12 protein-coding genes are annotated in these 18,848 nt (G+C 34.6%); 4 read left to right on the forward strand and 8 right to left on the reverse strand.

Going from position 1 to position 18,848, the window contains the following annotated elements; translation table 11 throughout:
• Window positions 1-200: 200 nt before the first annotated feature.
• On the forward strand, window positions 201-4,619 hold the full coding sequence (locus tag Dongsha4_RS03685; RefSeq protein WP_330204393.1) for a PAS domain S-box protein: 4,419 nt from the start codon (window positions 201-203) through the stop codon (window positions 4,617-4,619).
• A gap of 69 nt (window positions 4,620-4,688) precedes the next feature.
• Window positions 4,689-5,762 (forward strand): hybrid sensor histidine kinase/response regulator, encoded by a 1,074-nt coding sequence (locus Dongsha4_RS03690; protein WP_330204394.1) that lies wholly within the window; start codon window positions 4,689-4,691, stop codon window positions 5,760-5,762.
• Window positions 5,763-5,838: 76 nt separating this feature from the next.
• Here the strand turns inward: Dongsha4_RS03690 and Dongsha4_RS03695 are convergent, their stop codons facing one another.
• From Dongsha4_RS03695 to Dongsha4_RS03730, 8 genes are all read right to left on the reverse strand, one after another.
• Window positions 5,839-7,269: a Ni/Fe hydrogenase subunit alpha gene (locus Dongsha4_RS03695; RefSeq protein ID WP_330204395.1), complete on the reverse strand. Its 1,431-nt coding sequence runs from the start codon at window positions 7,267-7,269 to the stop codon at window positions 5,839-5,841.
• Between the two features lie 76 nt (window positions 7,270-7,345).
• On the reverse strand, window positions 7,346-10,591 hold the full coding sequence (locus tag Dongsha4_RS03700; RefSeq protein ID WP_330204396.1) for a type ISP restriction/modification enzyme: 3,246 nt from the start codon (window positions 10,589-10,591) through the stop codon (window positions 7,346-7,348).
• Between the two features lie 31 nt (window positions 10,592-10,622).
• Window positions 10,623-11,267, reverse strand: coding sequence for a Uma2 family endonuclease (locus Dongsha4_RS03705; RefSeq protein ID WP_330204397.1), 645 nt, complete (start codon window positions 11,265-11,267; stop codon window positions 10,623-10,625).
• A 116-nt stretch (window positions 11,268-11,383) separates the two neighbouring features.
• A complete protein-coding gene (locus Dongsha4_RS03710) occupies window positions 11,384-11,932 on the reverse strand; it encodes an oxidoreductase (protein WP_330204398.1) in 549 nt (182 codons plus the stop codon).
• Window positions 11,920-12,636 carry a bidirectional hydrogenase complex protein HoxU gene (gene hoxU, locus Dongsha4_RS03715; protein WP_330204399.1) on the reverse strand — a complete coding sequence of 239 codons (717 nt, stop codon included), beginning with the start codon at window positions 12,634-12,636 and terminating at the stop codon, window positions 11,920-11,922. Before hoxU ends, Dongsha4_RS03710 begins: the two co-directional genes overlap by 13 nt.
• 287 nt (window positions 12,637-12,923) lie before the next feature.
• Entirely contained in the window at window positions 12,924-14,513 is a 1,590-nt protein-coding gene (locus tag Dongsha4_RS03720) for a NuoF family protein (protein WP_330204400.1), read from the reverse strand.
• 6 nt (window positions 14,514-14,519) lie between these two features.
• Window positions 14,520-15,026 (reverse strand): bidirectional hydrogenase complex protein HoxE, encoded by a 507-nt coding sequence (gene hoxE, locus Dongsha4_RS03725; protein WP_330204401.1) that lies wholly within the window; start codon window positions 15,024-15,026, stop codon window positions 14,520-14,522.
• A 332-nt stretch (window positions 15,027-15,358) separates the two neighbouring features.
• Window positions 15,359-15,673: a four helix bundle protein gene (locus Dongsha4_RS03730; protein ID WP_330204402.1), complete on the reverse strand. Its 315-nt coding sequence runs from the start codon at window positions 15,671-15,673 to the stop codon at window positions 15,359-15,361.
• 148 nt (window positions 15,674-15,821) lie between these two features.
• On the opposite strand from Dongsha4_RS03730, the gene Dongsha4_RS03735 reads away from it, so the two are divergent.
• Complete coding sequence (locus tag Dongsha4_RS03735) at window positions 15,822-16,073, forward strand: HypC/HybG/HupF family hydrogenase formation chaperone (protein WP_330204403.1); 252 nt, start codon at window positions 15,822-15,824, stop codon at window positions 16,071-16,073.
• A 166-nt stretch (window positions 16,074-16,239) separates the two neighbouring features.
• Window positions 16,240-18,732, forward strand: a complete 2,493-nt coding sequence (gene gghA, locus Dongsha4_RS03740) for a glucosylglycerol hydrolase (protein ID WP_330204404.1) — start codon at window positions 16,240-16,242, stop codon at window positions 18,730-18,732.
• Window positions 18,733-18,848: the final 116 nt, after the last annotated feature.

The following is an 18,848-nucleotide window of genomic DNA, read 5'->3' on the forward strand; positions in this document are numbered from 1 at the left end:
AAGTATTTTCTCGTAAAAAAAAGGATTGAGTAAATAGTTTTTCATAACAAGAAATACAGAAGATCATAAACACCTATCTTGAAAGAATATATGTCATAATTGAGGGTGAGAAGTTCCAAAAGACCCATTAATTATAATTATATATAGTTATTGTATGTGAGCTTTGGTTTTGAGTTTATCTTGGTAATAATGATGTTACTATGTCTTCTTTTTCTTTTTCCCTAGGGTATCAACTACCATATTTTCCCGTTGCTTTTATCTCCGCAGATGAATCTTTTTCTAGTGTACTTTCTTTAAGTGAAGGACATCCTCATAATAGTATTTTTTTTGTTGTTCAGAAGCAGGGAGAAAAATCCTCTTCTTGGCATAATTCTTTGGGAATTTTAGTTGGTAAAAATTTATGTAAATATCATCAAAATTCAGAAAAAAAGAATTGTTTAAAAGTAGAAAATCTCAATTTATTGCCTATTGTCTCTGTTAAAAAGTCAGAATTAGCAAATCTTTTCATTGTTCTTTATAAATTTATTTCTTCGGGAAGTGATTATTTAGCAATTATTAATAATAATAACGACATTGTCGGAGTTTTAGTTCGTCAAGATTTTCAAGACTATATTGAGAAACATACAAAGCTAAATTATCAGGAAATGGAGAGGTTAATTAGTCAATTAAATCTCACTATTGCTGAAGATATTAGTGAGAAAAAAGAAGATAATAAACAGAAAAAAATATTTATTAATAACAGTAAAAATAATCAAATTACAAAGCAAAATAGTTCAGATACTATTTACCATCTTTATAAAATTATTAGTGAACATAGAGAACAAGAAAGATACTGGCATAAATTAATCGAAGGTGCGGCGGCTATATCAGGTAAAGATTTTATTTATAAAATAGCAGAATATATAAGCATTAATTTTGATGTTGACTATGTATTTATTACAGAAAAAAAAGAGCAATATCTTGAAACTTTAGTATTTTTGGTTAACGGTAAAATTCAAAATAACTTTTGTTTTCCTTGTACAAATTTTCCTTGTGGAAAAGCAGTTCAAGAGGGAATATTTACTTGCCAAAATAATTTGAGAAGCATTTTTCATGATAATGAATTCCTCAACAACTTAGAAATGGAAGGATTTGCAGGTGTTCAGCTAATTAACGGTAGTAATGAGGTAATTGGTGGGTTGTCGGTGGGTAGCAAGTCATTTATTCCTAAAATTAAATTAGAGATGATTGCTAACATTTTACAAGTGTTTGCCGCCCGTATTAGCTCTGAGTTAGAAAGAGAAAAAGCGGTAATAGAATTAACAAATCTGCAACAACAATTAAAAAATGAAATTATTACAAAAACTACTCAATTAGAAATTAAAGAACAAAAATACCGCACTTTAATTGAGAATTTTCCCGGAATAGTTTATAGCTGTCTCAATGACAATTTTTGGACGATGGAATTTATCAGTGGTGAAATATTGAATATCACTGGTTATTATCCCGAAGAAGTAACCGATAATAAATTGATTACTTATGCTGATTTAATTCACCCAGATGATCGAGATACTGTCAATGAATTAATACAAAAAAGTTTGCAAAGAAGAGATATTTTCACGGTAGAATATCGCTTACAGCATCGTGATGGTAGTATTCGTTGGGTTTATGAAAAAGGTCAGGGTGTTTATGATTTTCAAGGGAATTTGATCCATTTATGCGGTGCAATCATTGATGTGAGCGATCGCAAATTGGCAGAAGAGGCATTGAAACAAAGCGAAAAAGACCTATTCAATGCAAAAGAAATGTTAGAGTTGGTTTTAAATACCATTCCTCAAAGAGTTTTTTGGAAAAACACCCAATCAGTGCTTCTCGGATGTAATCAGGCTTTTGCTGATGATTTTGATTCAACTATTTCAGAGTTACAAGGAAAACATACTAATGAAATTTGTTTTAAGTCAGAAGATGCTTATAAATATCAACAATGTGACTGTGAAGTAATTAGTAACGATAAACCAATATATAAACTTCAGGATATTTGTCACCGAAAAGATGGGTCTATTATGTACATTGAAAGCAGTAAGTTTCCCCTGAAAAATAACGAAGGCGAAATTATCGGCATTTTGGGTACTTATCAAGATATAACTAAAAGGAAAGAATATGAAGCAAAACTAGCGCAGGAAAATAGCTTTAACCGACAAATACTGGAAAACATGGCAGAAGGGTTGTGTGTTTGTTCTGAAATATCTGATTTTCCTTACATCCGTTTTAGTGTCTGGAATCATAAGATGGAGGAAATTACAGGTTACACCCTTGAGCAAATCAATCAAAAAGGTTGGTATCAAAGTCTTTATCCTGACCCTAATTTGCGAGAAAAAGCCATTGAAAGAATGAACAGAATGCGTCAAGGGGAACATATTTATAAAGAAGTATGGCGTATTATTCGGGCAGATGGTCAACCTCGCTTAATTCAAATTAGCACCTGTTTTATAGAAAAAATGGATGGTAGCACCCATATTCTCGCCTTAATGCAGGATGTAACAGAACAAAAACGAGCAGAAAAAGCCTTAAAACAAAGTGAGAATCGTTATCGTAAGATTGTAGAAACAGCTAATGAAGGTATTTGGGTTCTTAATCAAAAGGGTATAACTACTTTTGTAAATCGAACTTTAGCGGATATGTTGGGTTACTCTGTGGAGAATATTCGGGGTAAATCTTTTTTGAGTTTTATGGAGGATTCAGAGAAGGTTTTTGCTCAACAATTATTTGAAAAACGCATACAAGGAGTCTCAGAACAACATGACTTTAAATTTGTCAGAGCAGATGGTTCACCTCTATGGGCGATCGTATCTACTAGCCCTATTTTTAGTGATGAAGGTGAATTTATGGGGGCTTTAGGTATGATAACCGATATTAGCGATCGCAAATTTATTGAAAGTCATATCAGCGAATTATCAAAAAGATTACAATTAGCAGTGGAATCGGCTGAAATTGGTATTTGGGAACTAGATTTAAAAACCCAAAAACTAACTTGGGATGAACAGATGTATAGACTTTATAATGTACCCATTGGCACACCCTGCCGTTATGAAACTTGGTCTAATGCCTTACATCCAGAAGATTTTGAAGATACCGTCAACTTATTTGAAAGAGCGTGTTTAGGTTTAGCAGAATATGATACTGTTTTCCGAATTATAAACTCCAGTGGCACAACAGTATATATTAAAGCAAATGGAATACTTGAGAAAGATCAAGAGGGTAACCCCTTAAAAATAATTGGGGTAAATTACGACATAACCGCACAAAAAGAAGCCGAAAAAATCCTCAGAGAGAGTAACGAAAACTTAGAAAAAATTAACATTGAACTAGAAAAAACCACTCGCATGAAAGATGAATTTTTAGCGAGTATGAGCCATGAATTACGAACTCCCTTAAATAGTATTTTAGGTCTATCTGAAGCCTTACAAGAACAAGTATTTGGCAGTTTAAATCAAAAACAATTAGACTCCCTCAATAATATTCATCGTAGTGGCAAACATTTACTAGATTTAATTAACGATATTCTCGATTTAGCAAAAATAGAATCAGGCAAAACAGAATTTAATTTTAGTTTAGTTGATGTAGTTAGTTTGTCCTTAGATAGCTTCAATTTTATTCGATATTTAGCAGAGAAAAAAAATATTACCCTCACCTTCACCAATGAAATTCCCCCCACTCACAAACTTTGTCAAATAGATGAAAGACGTATTCGACAAGCCTTAATCAACCTACTCAATAACGGTATTAAATTTACACCTGAAGGGGGAAAAATAGAATTAAAAATCAATTTAGTTACCCAACTTAGCTTAACATCCGAAAAATCAGAAACCGATGAAACTTTTATTCATTTCTCTGTTACTGATACAGGTATTGGTATTGCAGAAGAAAATATAAGCAAATTATTTCAAACTTTTGTACAAATAGATAGTAGTCTTAATCGTCAATATGCTGGTACTGGTTTAGGTTTAGCATTAGTCAAACGTATTGTTGATGCTCACGGTGGTTTCGTTGGTGTAGAAAGTGAAATTAATCAGGGTAGTTGTTTTTCCTTTTATATTCCCTATTCCAAAGAGATAAAACAAGAATATCATTCCGCTTTTTGGCATCCTCAAAATCCCCACAGAGTTAATTTATTTACCAAGAAAAAGATTAAGGGAAATGATGATTATTTATTCGACAGTATGGGCTTAGAATCTAATTCCGATAATTCTGAACAAAAAATAGGCGTTAAAAATGTTAAAAATTTAATTTTGTTAGTAGATGATGACGAGGAAAATATTTATGCCGTTTCTGATTATCTGCAAATAAAAGGTTTTTCTTTAGAAGTTGCCAAAAATGGCAAGGATGCTTTAAATAAGTTAGAAGATATTAATCCCTGTATAATTTTAATGGACATTCAAATGCCCGAACTTGATGGTTTTGAAACAATTAGGTTAATTAAAGAAAATCCCCGTTGGCAAAATATTCCCATTGTTGCCGTAACCGCCTTGGCTATGACAGGGGATAAAGAAAAATGTATAAATGCTGGTGCAGACGATTATCTATCTAAGCCTTTTCGCTTAAAAGATTTAATTGAAAAAATTAACAAAGTCTTATCTTAAAATTTAATTCAAGAAAGATTTATGGAAGAGAAAAACTATTTTAATTCTTAATAAGAAGTAAAAAAAATTATGCCGAAAAAACAAGTTATTTTAATTGTGGATGATGACCCTAATAATTTTGATGTTATTGAGGGTTTATTGTATAAATATGATTATAAATTATTTTATACCTCTAGTGGAAAGAGTGCTTTAGCTCAAATTGACAGTATCAAACCAGATTTAATTTTATTGGATGTGATGATGCCAGAAATGAATGGCATGGAAGTGTGTCAAATTGTCAAAGGAAAAAAAGAATGGCAATGTATTCCCATTATTATGGTAACGGCTTTAAACGATAAAAATGATTTAGCTCAATGTTTGGAAATGGGAGCGGATGATTTTATCAGCAAACCAGTAAATGGTATTGAATTAGCGGCGAGAGTTCAATCTATGTTAAGAATCAAAAGCCAATATGATTCATTACAAGAAATGCTGAAGTTAAGGGAAGAAATGACTAGCATAATCGTTCATGATTTACGAAATCCTTTAGCAAATATTATTCTTTGTGCAGGGATATTAAAAATGCCCAATTTATCTCAAGAAATTTATGGACAAAAATTAGAAGAAATTAATAATTCTGGTGATGTTTTAAACAATCAAATTGACACTCTTTTACAAATGGCAAAAATTCAGTCGGGAAAACTGGTTTTAGCTTATAAAGAGACGAATCTCAATGATTTATTAAATAGTGAATTAAATAGTTTTCGGAATATTGCTCAATCTCGTAATATTGATTTAGTTTTAAATATTCCTGATACGGTGAAAAGTTTTTCTTTAGATTCTCAGTTAATCCGTCGTGTTTTACAGAATTTACTATCTAATGCTATTAAGTTTTCTCCTGAAAATAGTAAGGTAATTTGTGCATTAAATTATTATGATAATGATAGTTTTGAGATTAAAATTATTGATTCTGGGAAAACCATTTCTGACCAACAAAAAGAGTTAATTTTTGAGAAATATCAAATTGGAGAACCTGTCAAGGGAGCAAAACAAATCGGTTTAGGTTTATCTTTTTGTAAAATGGCGATCGAAGCTCATAATGGAACTATTAGAGTGGAAAATAATCCCGAAGGAAAGGGAAATGTATTTGTTATCAAAATTTGAAGTGGAAAGGGCAAGGGGCAAAGGTAAACAGTGTCGGGGTAAATAATAACTCCTAATCCCTAACCCCGAACTCAGATTAATCTCTTTGACAGGTATTGATAACTTCTCCCTTGGAAGACACTAATTCGATTTGTAAGGGCATTTGTCCGATGGCATGGGTGGAACAACTCAAACAGGGGTCAAAACAGCGTATTCCTGCTTCTACACGGTTGAGCATTTCTTCTGGTATATCATGACCATGAATGTAATGTTTGGCTATCTGGGTGACGGTTTTATTCATGGCTAAATTATTTTGCCCTGTGGCAATAATCAGGTTAACCTTTTTGATTAAGCCGTTTTCGTCCACTTGATAATGATGGAATAGTGTACCACGAGGGGCTTCACTCACCCCAATACCTTCTAAAAAGTTAATTCCTGCTTGCGATCGCACTCTGGGGGATAATAAGTCAGGATCATCCATAAGTATTTCAATCTGTTCTAAACAAGCAACAATTTCTAACAAACGGGCATAATGATAGAAGAAAGAGGAAGTTGCTACTCGCCCTCCTGCACGGTGACGAAATTCCTGTAATTCCTGATCTGCTTGAGGTGTACCGATGCGATCGCACACATTTAAACGGGCAAGAGGACCCACTCTGTAAATACCATCAGGATAGCCCAAAGGTTTGTAATAAGGAAACTTGAGATAAGACCAATTTTCCACCGCTTCCCCCAAATAATCTTGATAATCGTCCTCACTGAGCTTATCGGCAACTATATTTCCTTGACTATCCACAAAGCGAATATGTCCGCCGTAGTGTTCCCAATTACCGTTATCTGCCACCAAACTCATAAATAAAGAGTCAAATTTGCCAAAAGTATCAATTTCTGTGGTTAATTGACTATCTAAGAGCTTTTTAAGCAGATTTAAAGCTAATTCAGTGGTTTGCTTCGCTTCTGGGAGATTTTCCATAATCCATTGTCGCCCAGATTCAGAAAGAGGCGATCGCACTCCCCCCGGTACAGCCCATGCCGCATGGATTTTTCTTGCTCCCAATAGTTCAATTATATTCTGTCCAAAACTGCGTAAACGAATACCAGCACGAGCCAAATCAGGTTCAGCCGCCATTAAGCCGAAAACGTTACGGGTTGAGGGGTTGCTATCCCAACCGAGGAGAAAATCGGGGCTACTGAGATGGAAAAATGAAAGGGCGTGGGATTGGGTAATTTGTGCTAAATTCATTAAACGGCGCAGTTTTTCCGCACTGGGAAGAATTTTAACACCGAGAATTTTATCCCCAGTTTTGGCGGAGGCGAGAAGATGACTAACAGGACAAATACCACAAATACGGGCGGTAATTCCAGCCATTTCAAACATGGGGCGACCTTCGCAGAATTTTTCAAAACCCCGAAATTCTACCACATGAAAACGGGCATCATTTACTTCTCCTTGATCATCTAAATAAATGGATATTTTGGCATGACCTTCGATGCGAGTTACAGGATCGATAACAACAGTTTTACCCATAGTTTTTACCTATATTTATACTTAAATATTAGATGCTTTTTAGGGATTAAATCAATTAAGTTTCGTAAAGCATGATTCAGAATTTATAAATATCATCAATTTCCCTCATAACTTCCATTGTATTCTGTAAAACAATTAAAATATTTTGATAGTGAATAATATCCTTTTCCGTGAGACTAAGATTTTCTTTTTTTCTATCCTTTAACCATTTTTCCAACACCTGATAACCGCCAATTTTAAACTCCCATAACGACTTATTAACACCACAAAAATAACAGTCTTTATTAATTATAACTTGTTGTTTATTTTCATCATATTTAATCTGCTTCACCTCATTTTTACCATCCCCTTGATAGTGAAAATCTCCCTTTTCTTGGGTAAAAATTGGTAAATTGTCATTACTGATAAAGTTAGAAATAGTAGTTTTAATATCAGGTAAATTTTTCATCAGATGAAGATTAACTAAAATCTCTCCTTTTTCTGCTAATTGCTTAAACAAGTCTTGATTCTTAGGCAGAGGAATACGGGGAAAATCTATCTTTAAAAATTGGGCATATCTTTGACGATAATGAGGAGAATGTAAAACTGCATAAATATAATAAAAAATCATTTCAGGGGAAGGAGTATAGCCTAACTTATTAGTAATTGCTTTAATAAATTTAGGAGAAAAATTAGCTTGTTTTTCTTCTTGTTGCGTTAAAATTTGTCCATTTTCTGTATCAGGATAAATATAAAGGGGAAATACTTGATTTGCTTCTCTACTGATTGTAGAAATAACGCAATCATTAGCTGGTTTATTTGTTACTAAACAATGATAATAACCTACATTTGCTTGTTGTCTTGAAGCTAATAAACATAGATTATCTTTACCCATAACATGATTAATTAATTCACGTCTAGGACGATCCATTATCGTATCACTAAAATAACAGAAACGCCAATCAAAAGGACGATATAAACAATCAATTAATTTATCTTCCCATTGTGGATCATTTTTAATCTCTTGACGTGCTTTTTTTAGTTTCCAATCTCGGTTATCTTTTAAATTATATTTTTCGTAATATTCATCATCAGAAATATTTTTATCTCTCATTTCCTCAATGCGATGATATAATTTTTCTCGATCAAAATCAATAGCGAAATGATCTCGATGAGTTTGAAAACCTAAGACATTAATAGGCATAATATCGGTAATTTTCCACCCTTGATTATATTCTTCTAACAAAAAAGTATCTTGAGGAGTAAAAAGATAAAAAGGCGATTGAGGGTTAACAGTTTCCCAGTTAATCTCATACAAATTTAACTCTTTTAACTGTTCATATTTACTCTCACGACTACCCCACATATCATAATAATAAATCCCATTTTTGATAGTATGAGGTTCACCTTTAAAAGTTAAAAAACTCTTGTCTTTAGGAATATCTTTAACGGCGATAATTATAGCAACTCCCTGTTGAATATCAAAGACATTTTTATCAGGAGTGCCATCGGGAGAAACTTCTTTTTTCTTCGCATTACCATGTAAATTAATTAAATAAATGCAGTCAAAACTATTCATTAACTGTTGACGCATTCCCCGAAAAGTTGGGTTATCTAAATAACCATGATTAGTAACAAAAGCTAAAATTCCCGCTCCAGTTTTCTCGATTCTCCACTGCCCAAATCTGATAAATTTTACATAGTCATCTTGCAACCATTTCGGATTTTTTTCGTTTAAATCCATGCCATCCACTTGGTAATAATCTTTGATTAAACCATCAATCCAACTGCCTTTATTGGCGGAATGTCCAGCATAAGGGGGATTACCAATGACAACATTAATAGGAGTTTCTGTTTTAACTTCGGCGGCTTGGTTTGCCTCTTGGGAGATATATTCAGCAAATAGTAATTCTGATTTTTTGATACCTTCATCTAAGCTATTAGTGAGAAAAATATTAAGTCTTTCTTTCTCTTGAAAACGATAACCTAAAGTTTTTAATAATAAACCTAATTTTAAATGAGCAATGGTATAAGGAGTCATCAATAACTCAAAACCAAATAATCTTTTTAAGACTCGTTTTTGTTTTAATAATTCGTGCCAATTTCTGACACCATAACGGTTAAAATTTTCGTAAATTTGCTTAATTATCTCGTATAAAAAAGTACCTGTACCCGTAGCAGGATCTAAAATATTAACATGGGTATTAGCTAAACCATCATCTAAATAGAAGTAAGTTTCTAAGACATCATTAACGGCTTTGACAATGAAATAAACGACAGGTTCGGGAGTATAATAAACACCACGATTTTTTCTTAATTTAGCAGAATAAGCAGATAAAAAAGTTTCGTAAAAATGGACAACGGGATCTTCTCTTTTTGTTTCTCGCCCAAAATTTTCTAAAATATTAGCCATATCCGCATTAGCTAAAAGTTCGATCAAAAGGGAAATTGACCATTGAATTTTTTTAGCGATATTGGTACTAATAACGGTATCAAATAAACCTTTTAAAAAGGGGATATTATCACTTAAATAATAACTAGCCGTTTCCGCATTAAACTCCTGATTAATTCCCCCCTTGCTAAGGGGGGTTAGGGGGGATCTTTCACCCTTATTAAGAGGTTTTAACCCCCCCTCGCCTCCCCTAATAGGGGGGGAAGAAAAAAGGGATCTTTCATGATGCCCAATTCTAGCGGTAAATAAGCCGTAGGCAATAGTTTGAGCGTACATATCAGCAAAATTATTGCTATCTAAATCAGGTAATAATAAATCCTGAAATACTAACTTTAATTGTCTTAATTCTCCTGTTTCATTTTCTTGTTTTAAAGCAGATTCAATACTATAACAAAGGGCTTTTGTTACTGTTGCCATTTCCATAGCTAACTCAGTATAGTTGTTAATTATTTTCCCTTCATTACTAAGAAAATTATGGATTAAATCAATGAATTTATCAGATTCTTTTGTGGCGATAATTTGATTATTCTTAACCTCACCAATAACAATTTTTTGCTGTAATTTACCGTTTTTATACCAACGAAATTCTAAAAAATTAGTTAAAACAAAGTTAAGTGCGATCGCACTATCTAAATAACGTTTAAGTTGTTCAGTTTCGAGAATTAAATCTAAATTTTCGCTGATTTTTTTAGCTTCAATATAACCAATAACACGATTATTTTTTCTAACAGTAAAATCGGGGATACCTGCTTGATTACCTTTTTCTTCAATAACCGTATTAATCCCTAACATAGCGGTATCAATAAAAGTTTTTAGAGTAGGATAATGACTTCTTTCACTACCCTTTTGTAAAATATTTTCTATTTCTTGGAGATAATAATTAACATCCATTTGAATCAGAATCTAATAATAATTGATAAAATTATTTTATTGTATAATCTTTAATTAAAGCCCGAAAAGCTCTAACGGTTTTATTTCTTCCTTGAGTTTTACACTGATTTACAAATTCTGGAATTAATGTTTTTAAGGGAATATTAGGAAAAATAGGGCTAGATTCTACCTCTATATATTGACCATTTTCAAGAAAATTAATCTGTAAATTACCCTTTTCAAAACGCCACAATTCAGGAACACCTAAAGCCGAGTAAATATGAGGATAAGTACGAGATGTCAAGTCAATTTCTATAGCTAAATCTGGAGGAGGATCAATGGTTAAATCTATTCTTTTTTTCCCCCTAATTTTGGCTTCATTTTGAATATAAAAACAGTTATCAGGTTCGAGTCCTTTTTGCAAGATTTCACTTTTAAAAGTAGTTGAACCTAAACACAAAAAATCAATGTCTAATTCCTCTAAAATAATCTCTAATAAAGTGGTAATTAAAACTTTATCTAGTTCATATTCTAGGGATGGAGTCATAATTTCTAGGGTGTAATGATGATAGGCAATTCTACTATTTCTTTTTTCTCCTAATTCTTCTAATATTTGTTCAAATTGCTTCCAGTCAACATCATTTATAACTAGAGTTTGACCTTCTAAAACGTTAATTTTTTCTAAGGCTAAAAGCATTTTTTTCGTGAGTTCGGAGTTCGGAGTTCGGAGTTATAATCAGATAAAAACTATTGCCTATTGCCTGTTCCCTTTTGCCTCCTTTAACCAGAGATTTAGGGAACAAATGCAAGGATTTAACCAAACTTGATCATTTCTCGCCCTTCCATGACGGGTTTTTCTCCTTTTAATAGAGGTGCGATCGCATCTTTGATTCTTTGGGCAGAGGGTGGGCATCCGGGAAGGAATAAATCCACCTCTACCACATGGTGAATGGGTTGTACTTTTTCCAGTAATGGAGGTACGATGTCTGGATCTTTAGGAATTTGACCACCGTGATCACTTAACTCCAGATAACACCGTTTTAGCACAGGATCAGAGCCATTTAACATATTTCTCATGGCGGGTACATTGGCTGTCACCGCACAATCACCGAAGGAGATGAGAAACTTAGTTTTTTTGCGTACTTCAAGCAGTAATTCTAAGTTTTCCTCATTGGCGATCGCACCTTCCACCAGACAAACATCCACATTATCAGGATAGTCTTTAATGTCACTGGCGACGGGGCTATAAACCACATCCACTGCTTCGGCTACGTCAAATAAAAACTCATCCAAATCGAGGAAAGACATATGACAACCCGAACAACCAGCTAACCAAACCGTTGCAAATCTTATCTTGTCCATTGGTGTTTCTCCCTTGCAGTATTTAAAAATTCAATGTTGTCTGGATGCTTGTGCATTTCCGCCGTAGTTGCCCCTTTACGGAAAATAGTACCAGTAGGACAGGCTTCCACGCACTTACCGCAAGAAGTACAAGCAGATACATCCCCCCAAGGTTGATTTAGTCCACTAATAATCTTTGCCGCCGCCCCCCTAAATGCCACATTCCAAACGTGAGCGCCTTCGATTTCGCTACAAACCCTCACGCAACGGGTACAAAGAATACAACGATTATGATCAATGCCAAACATGGGATGAGACAAGTCCACATCTCGATCAGGAAAACGGTAGTTAAAGCGACTGTGATCCATACCTACTTCTACCGCAGTATCCTGCAACTGACAATTATTATTTGCCACACAAGTAGCACAAATATGATTACCCTCTGCAAAAAGTAATTCCACAGTCATTTTACGATATTCTTTGAGGATGTCTGTCTGGGTAAAGACTTCCATGCCTTCGGTTACTTCGGTGATGCAACTAGGTACGAGTTTGTCACTACCCTTTATTTGTACTAAACACAAACGACAAGCTCCCACATCAGAAACCCCTTCTAAATGGCAGAGTGTCGGAATTTTGACCCCCGCTTCTTTGGCGGCACTGAGAACACTACTCCCAGATGCGATCGCCACATCAATATCATCAATTTTTAAGGTTACTACAGCCATAATGAATAATTTTAAATTTAGAATTATTTGAGTTCAGAGTTAACATTAATTAAGTAAATAAGTGAATGAAATTAATTGCTCAATAGTAGTAAAATTTTCCTTTCTGATAGTCAGCATTTGCCGTTGCTTCGATAAAGTTACCCCAAGAGGCTTCTATCCATGAATCTGTGACAATTTTTGGAGAAAATGTTGTTGTCATAAAGCAAAGATAATGAATGTGAACTATGGGTTGTGAAAAAGAAACAGTGTATGATTGCTTATTTATTACTTATTACTCTACTGATTACTTAAACTTTCAACAACTCCCGATATTCATTTTCAAAATATTTCAGGGTGCTTAACACAGGATTAGGGGCGGTTTGTCCTAAACCACAAAGGCTAGTAGCTTTCACCATTTCTGATAGGTGTCTTAATGCTTGTAAGTCTTTTTCTGTGGCTTCGCCGTTGAGGATTTTTGTCAACATCTGATACAGTTGCACAGTACCCGTACGACAAGGAATACATTTACCGCAGGTTTCCCCCCGACAAAATTCCATATAAAATCGGGCTAATCCCACCATGTTAGTATCTTCATCAATAACAATCATTCCCCCTGAACCCATCATTGTGCCTAATTCCCTCAGTGATTCATAGTCAACAGGGGTGTCAAAAAGCTCAAAGGGAATACATCCCCCAGAAGGTCCTCCCGTTTGCACTGCTTTAACTTGGGCGTTATTGGTGACACCTCCTCCCATTTCCATGACAATTTGTCGAATAGATGTCCCCATCGGCACTTCGATTAAGCCTGTATTCTGGACTTTACCTGTTAAAGCAAAAACTTTTGTACCCTTACTGGTAGCTGTGCCAATACTGCTATACCATGCCCCTCCTTGACGAATAATTGGTACAACACTAGCAAAAGTTTCCACATTATTAATGAGGGTTGGGCTTCCCCATAAACCTGACTGAGCAGGGTAGGGAGGGCGAGGGGTAGGATTTCCTCTTTTTCCTTCGATAGAGGCGATAAGGGCGGTTTCTTCGCCACAAACAAATGCCCCTGCACCAACTCGAATTTCTACTTTAAAGTCAAAGAGACTATCAAATATCTGTGTACCTAGCAAGTCTTTGCGTTTCGCCTGTTGAATAGCTTTTTGTAATCGGGCGATCGCAAGTGGATATTCAGCTCTGACATAAATATATCCTTCGTTTGCCCCCACTGCATAAGCTGCGATCGCCATTCCTTCAATAATACGATGGGGATCACTTTCTAAGACACTACGATCCATAAATGCACCGGGATCGCCTTCATCAGCATTACAGACCACATATTTCTGCTCATTGGGCATTTTTGCCACTGTTGCCCATTTCAAGCCAGTAGGATAACCTCCTCCACCTCTGCCTCTTAATCCACTGATGGTAATTTCTTTGACTACTTCTTCGGGGGTCATTTCATGAAGAACATGATATAACTGTTGATAACCACCAACGGCGATGTAATCTTCTATTTTTTCTGGGTCAATTTTGCCACTGTTTTCTAAGACAACGGGCATTTGTAAGGCAAAGAAGGGATGATTATAGTCTCCTTCTGGGGCAGTGGGGTTTACTTGGGAATTTTGTAGGGCTAAAATCATCAGATAAGCATCTTCTGGTCGCACATTTTCGTAGAGTTTTCCATGGACATCTACTAAGCAACCTCTACCGCAAAAACGCATACAACCTACGGCACATAAATCAACTTTCTCTGTTAATCCCTGAGATGCGATCGCATCTTCCAAAGCCTTAGCCACTTCCGCCGCCCCTGAAGATTGACAACCTGCGGCATTACAATATAAAACCCGAATCGGTTTACGAGAGTTAACGGTTTCAAGTGCGATCGCCTGTAGTTCGTGTAATTCCATTGTTATCTACTCCTGTAACCAGCTAGTGACTTTTTTGACAACCTCGTCGGCGGTTTGTTTACCACACACCTTACCGTCATAAACCACAGAAGGAGCTAAACCACACGCCCCAATACAACGAGCCGTAAGCAAAGACACCTTACCATCGGCAGAAGTTTCCCCCTGTTGTAATCCAGTAGCCTCCTCCAGTTTTTCTAGTAATTCCGATGAACCTTTTACATAACAAGCCGTACCCAAACAAACAACACAATTATGAGCACCAGAAGGCTTTAAGGAAAAAAGATGATAAAAAGTAGCCACTCCAAACACTTCACTAAGAGGTAGTTTTAACTGTCGAGCAACATAAATTAAAACATCATCTTCAAGATAACCAAAAGTTGATTGCGCCTTATGTAAAACTTGAATTAAAGCGTCTTGTCTGCCGTGATTTTTTTTGATAACTACATCTAAAATTTTGAATCGTTTATCTTTTACCTGTGTATTTTCCGCAGGAGGTTCGATCGTTGTAGTCATGATTCCTCTGAGTAAAATAAACTCCCAAGAAAAACCAACCTTGAACAAGTCAAACCCTTACTATGATTAAAACTTAGGCAATTTTTCTTAGTTTTCTAGTTTCAATTTAACACGGATATAAAAGCTCAAATCTCTTTGTTAACTTAGTGATAATATTCTTAACTAAAAATAACATTTACTAAATTATTTTCATAAGTTTGTTATTGAGAATAAATCTATTTAGCTTTTGTTTTTTAATAATTATGATATAAAATTCTGACAAGAAATATACTAAGTTAACGACAAGTAAATTAATAGTTAAAATTGAGGCAAAAGGCAGGAGGGAAGAGTATTTAATAATTTAATTTTTTGATAAGAGTATAAATCATTCTAGTTTCTTCTTTCAAGTTGTTAATAATTGTTTCTATATCTTTAAGTGTACATAAGCCTACTCTTGCGGATAAAAGAAGATGAGTTTCTGTTTCATTTACAAAACCCTGAGCTATGCTTAAAAAACGCTTATAATCTCCCGAAGATCTTCTTCCATAACCTTCAGATATATTTGCTAGTATAGATGATGATGATTTTCTAATTTGTAAAACCATCCCGTATAATTCTTCTTTTAGAAATTTTTTGGTCACAAAATAACATTGTTCAGCAATTTCCATCCTTTTTTGCTAAATTATTAAATCTTTAAAGTCTTTTATCTCTAACATCTTGAAGTCTTTAATATCAAAAAATATTTTAACACTTTTGCCTTTTGCCTCTTGCCTTTAATTTATCATAACTACTGTAGAATAACCTTAAATTTTACCTATGTGTTTAGCAGTTCCGGGAAAAGTAATTGAGATAATATCTAGTGATAATCTCTTAGATTTAAAAGGAAAAATAAGTTTTGCGGGGATTATAAAAGAAGTATGTTTAGCTTATGTTCCTGAAGTAAAAATCAATGATTATGTTGTTGTTCATGCTGGTTTTGCATTGAGTATTATAGATGAACAAGAAGCCAAACAAACCTTGGATGATTTAGCTACGATCAAGAATTTAGATAAAGAGGTTGCTAAATAGTAATATACAATATTACTTAATTTTGGATAAATAAACAATACTTTTTACTCTTAAAACTGTTCTCTTTTACCCATTGATAATCGAAAAAGATTTCTAATTTAGTCGTGAGTCTCACATAAATTGGGTTTATTATAAGATGATCGAGATACATCCAGAAATAAAAACTATGGGTATAGAAGACAAAAAAGAAGAAAAAAAATTAGTTTATTTAGTAGAGGAAGAAACTCAAAAACTGATTAAATGGGTTAAAAATATTGAAAAATCCGATGATTTAACTATATTTGAGAAAAATCAGGAGATTGTTACCCGTTTAGGGACTCATTATCGTAGTGATGGTTTAACAGAAATAGGTTTTTGGACTCCTAAGTTAATGAGGGAAGTGCTTCACCCTAAAGATATTTACTTAGAAATTTTTACTCCCCTTGAAAAAATTGACTGGCGTAAACCTTCTCAAAATATTAAATTTAGGAGAGATTGTGTTTGTTTAGAGAGATACGATATTTATTTTTGGGGAGTAATTGCAGGATTACAAGCTGGAACAAGAGATAATGCTGGATCTTTTTATTGGTTAAGATACGTTACTCCTTCGGGTAAGGTTGAGATTATCAGAGATGTTATGGCTTATTCCCTGCCTTATGGAATCTTTGCCCCTGCTGAACTTTATGACATAGACAGTCTGCAAAAGGAAAGAGCGGATATAGACTATTTTAAGCACACGGGTACTATTAGAGATAAGAAAATACCTAGGGTTTCAGATCCAAGACATATTCTACAACTTCATGTAGGCACTGCTACTCAAGAGGGAACTTTTGAAGGATTAATTCACCTTTACCGCACCATTGGCGATAAAATCCGCAAAAATCAAACTCTTTCTCCCTATGAGCAAAATTATGTGGGTTATGATGCCATTCAATTATTACCCGTTGAGCCTACCATCGAATATAGACGGGATTTCAGCAATCATAGCACCATGTTTCATATTACCACTGATGTTAATGGACTCGATCGCGACTTGTCTCATGAGCCTATTGTAGTGAAACTATCAAAACCTAATACTCAAAATTGGGGTTATGATGTTCCTATTCTTGGTTCAAATGCGACTAATCCTAGTTTTTTGGGAACTCTGCGCCCGGATGAGTTATTTGATTTTATTGGTGTTTTACACAATTTTCCTGAAAAGCCGATTAAATTAATTTATGATTTAGTTTATGGTCATGCCGATAACCAAGGGGAATTACTGGTAAACCGTCTCTTTTTCAAAGGCCCCAATATGTATGGACAAGATTTAAACCATCAATCACCAATGGTAAGGGCGTTACTATTAGAAATGCAACGAAGAAAAATCAATACGGGGGCAGATGGTATTAGAATCGACGGAGGACAAGATTTTCGCTTTTTTAATCCTCTCAGTGGTCGAGTGGAATATGATGATCAATATCTACTAGCCATGAGTGATGTAGTTCAGGAAATAGAAGGTTATAAAAGACGGTTATTTACTATTTTTGAAGATGGAAGGCCTTGGCCTGAAGAGGGTTGGGAAGAAAAATCAACCTATGTGGATTTAATTAAACTTAAATCAGAATCCTATCAGTGGGGGCCTTTAATTTTTGCCCATAATACCCCTGCTTTAAAAGGTTTTTGGGATAGAAAATGGAGTCGGGTTTGTGAGGTAATGACTCAGGGTCAAAATTGGATTACTGGATGTGGAAATCATGATACTTTTAGGAGAGGAAATCAAATACCCTTAGATTCGGATGTTAATGAGTTTTTAGGGGATTCCTTAAATGAAATTATTTACAATGCCTATGATAATCCTGCCGTAGCTTTATGGGTATATGGTTTTAGTCCTGGTTTACCTATGGATTTTATCAATGTTTTGATGCACACCCCTTGGATGTTTTTCCGTAATACTGATGAAGAATATGGAGTAAAAGTGGTTTGTGAGGAGGTGGGTTTTCTTGATTGGCGCATTACTGAGCAGTTATATCAAAGAGATGACGTATTTACCCGTATGAAGTCTTGGGGATTTAGAGAATTACATCAGTTAAAAGAATTTACCCATACTCTCAACTCGACGATGATTGCTAAAGATTATGACTTAGAAGAGGTAATTTTAGCCTGTCAGAGTTGTTTTAAAGAAGTTGATGGTGCTTATTGCGATTTAGAAACTCTTAAATTTCTCAAACAAGCAGAAATGATTGATTTTCTTCAAAATTTAGATAGCGATCGCCTCAAACAATGGGCTAATATGTTTATGGAAGACTGTTATCAAGTGTGTAATGTATCTCATTATTTTGAAAAAGTAGATCCTGCTTACACCGATTTTAATTTGTCTCTCCGACATTTTCGCTCTCAACATCGTTGGATACACAATAACATACAAGGAAGCGATCGCTTCAACCGTATTAGCGAAGATGGTGCAACAATCTTTTATGGCATCCGTACTAATCCTGATAATACAGATGAAAAATTGGCATTAGTGGTAAACCTAGAAGGAAAATCAAGAGAAATCAATCTTTTAGACTGGTTACAACTAGATGTAGATGAATGGGAAATTGTTTTTACAACCCCCAACTTATTACCCCCAGAAGATATTAAAGATTTAAACTGTTTTCCTCTGGCACAAAGTCAGGGATTTTTGCTCAAAAGCAAGAAATAAGTAATAAGTAATTTGATTAGGGAGATGAGACTTAGGAAATAGGTATCAGGGTGTTGGGGTGTCAGGGAATTGGCGTATTGGGGAGAAACGAGTTAGGAGTTAGGGGTTTTATAAAA

It is taken from the genome of Cyanobacterium sp. Dongsha4 (genome assembly GCF_036345015.1).
GTDB lineage: Bacteria > Cyanobacteriota > Cyanobacteriia > Cyanobacteriales > Cyanobacteriaceae > PCC-10605.

Bases quoted from the DNA above. Each gene is read 5' to 3' on its own strand.
- Dongsha4_RS03710 (WP_330204398.1), bottom strand. From the start codon at position 11,932: ATGGACAAGATAAGATTTGCAACGGTTTGGTTAGCTGGTTGTTCGGGT.
- Dongsha4_RS03720 (WP_330204400.1), bottom strand. From the start codon at position 14,513: ATGGAATTACACGAACTACAGGCGATCGCACTTGAAACCGTTAACTCT.
- hoxU (WP_330204399.1), bottom strand. From the start codon at position 12,636: ATGGCTGTAGTAACCTTAAAAATTGATGATATTGATGTGGCGATCGCA.
- hoxE (WP_330204401.1), bottom strand. From the start codon at position 15,026: ATGACTACAACGATCGAACCTCCTGCGGAAAATACACAGGTAAAAGAT.
- Dongsha4_RS03700 (WP_330204396.1), bottom strand. From the start codon at position 10,591: ATGGATGTTAATTATTATCTCCAAGAAATAGAAAATATTTTACAAAAG.
- Dongsha4_RS03730 (WP_330204402.1), bottom strand. From the start codon at position 15,673: ATGGAAATTGCTGAACAATGTTATTTTGTGACCAAAAAATTTCTAAAA.
- Dongsha4_RS03685 (WP_330204393.1), top strand. From the start codon at position 201: ATGTCTTCTTTTTCTTTTTCCCTAGGGTATCAACTACCATATTTTCCC.
- gghA (WP_330204404.1), top strand. From the start codon at position 16,240: ATGGGTATAGAAGACAAAAAAGAAGAAAAAAAATTAGTTTATTTAGTA.
- Dongsha4_RS03705 (WP_330204397.1), bottom strand. From the start codon at position 11,267: ATGCTTTTAGCCTTAGAAAAAATTAACGTTTTAGAAGGTCAAACTCTA.
- Dongsha4_RS03735 (WP_330204403.1), top strand. From the start codon at position 15,822: ATGTGTTTAGCAGTTCCGGGAAAAGTAATTGAGATAATATCTAGTGAT.
- Dongsha4_RS03690 (WP_330204394.1), top strand. From the start codon at position 4,689: ATGCCGAAAAAACAAGTTATTTTAATTGTGGATGATGACCCTAATAAT.
- Dongsha4_RS03695 (WP_330204395.1), bottom strand. From the start codon at position 7,269: ATGGGTAAAACTGTTGTTATCGATCCTGTAACTCGCATCGAAGGTCAT.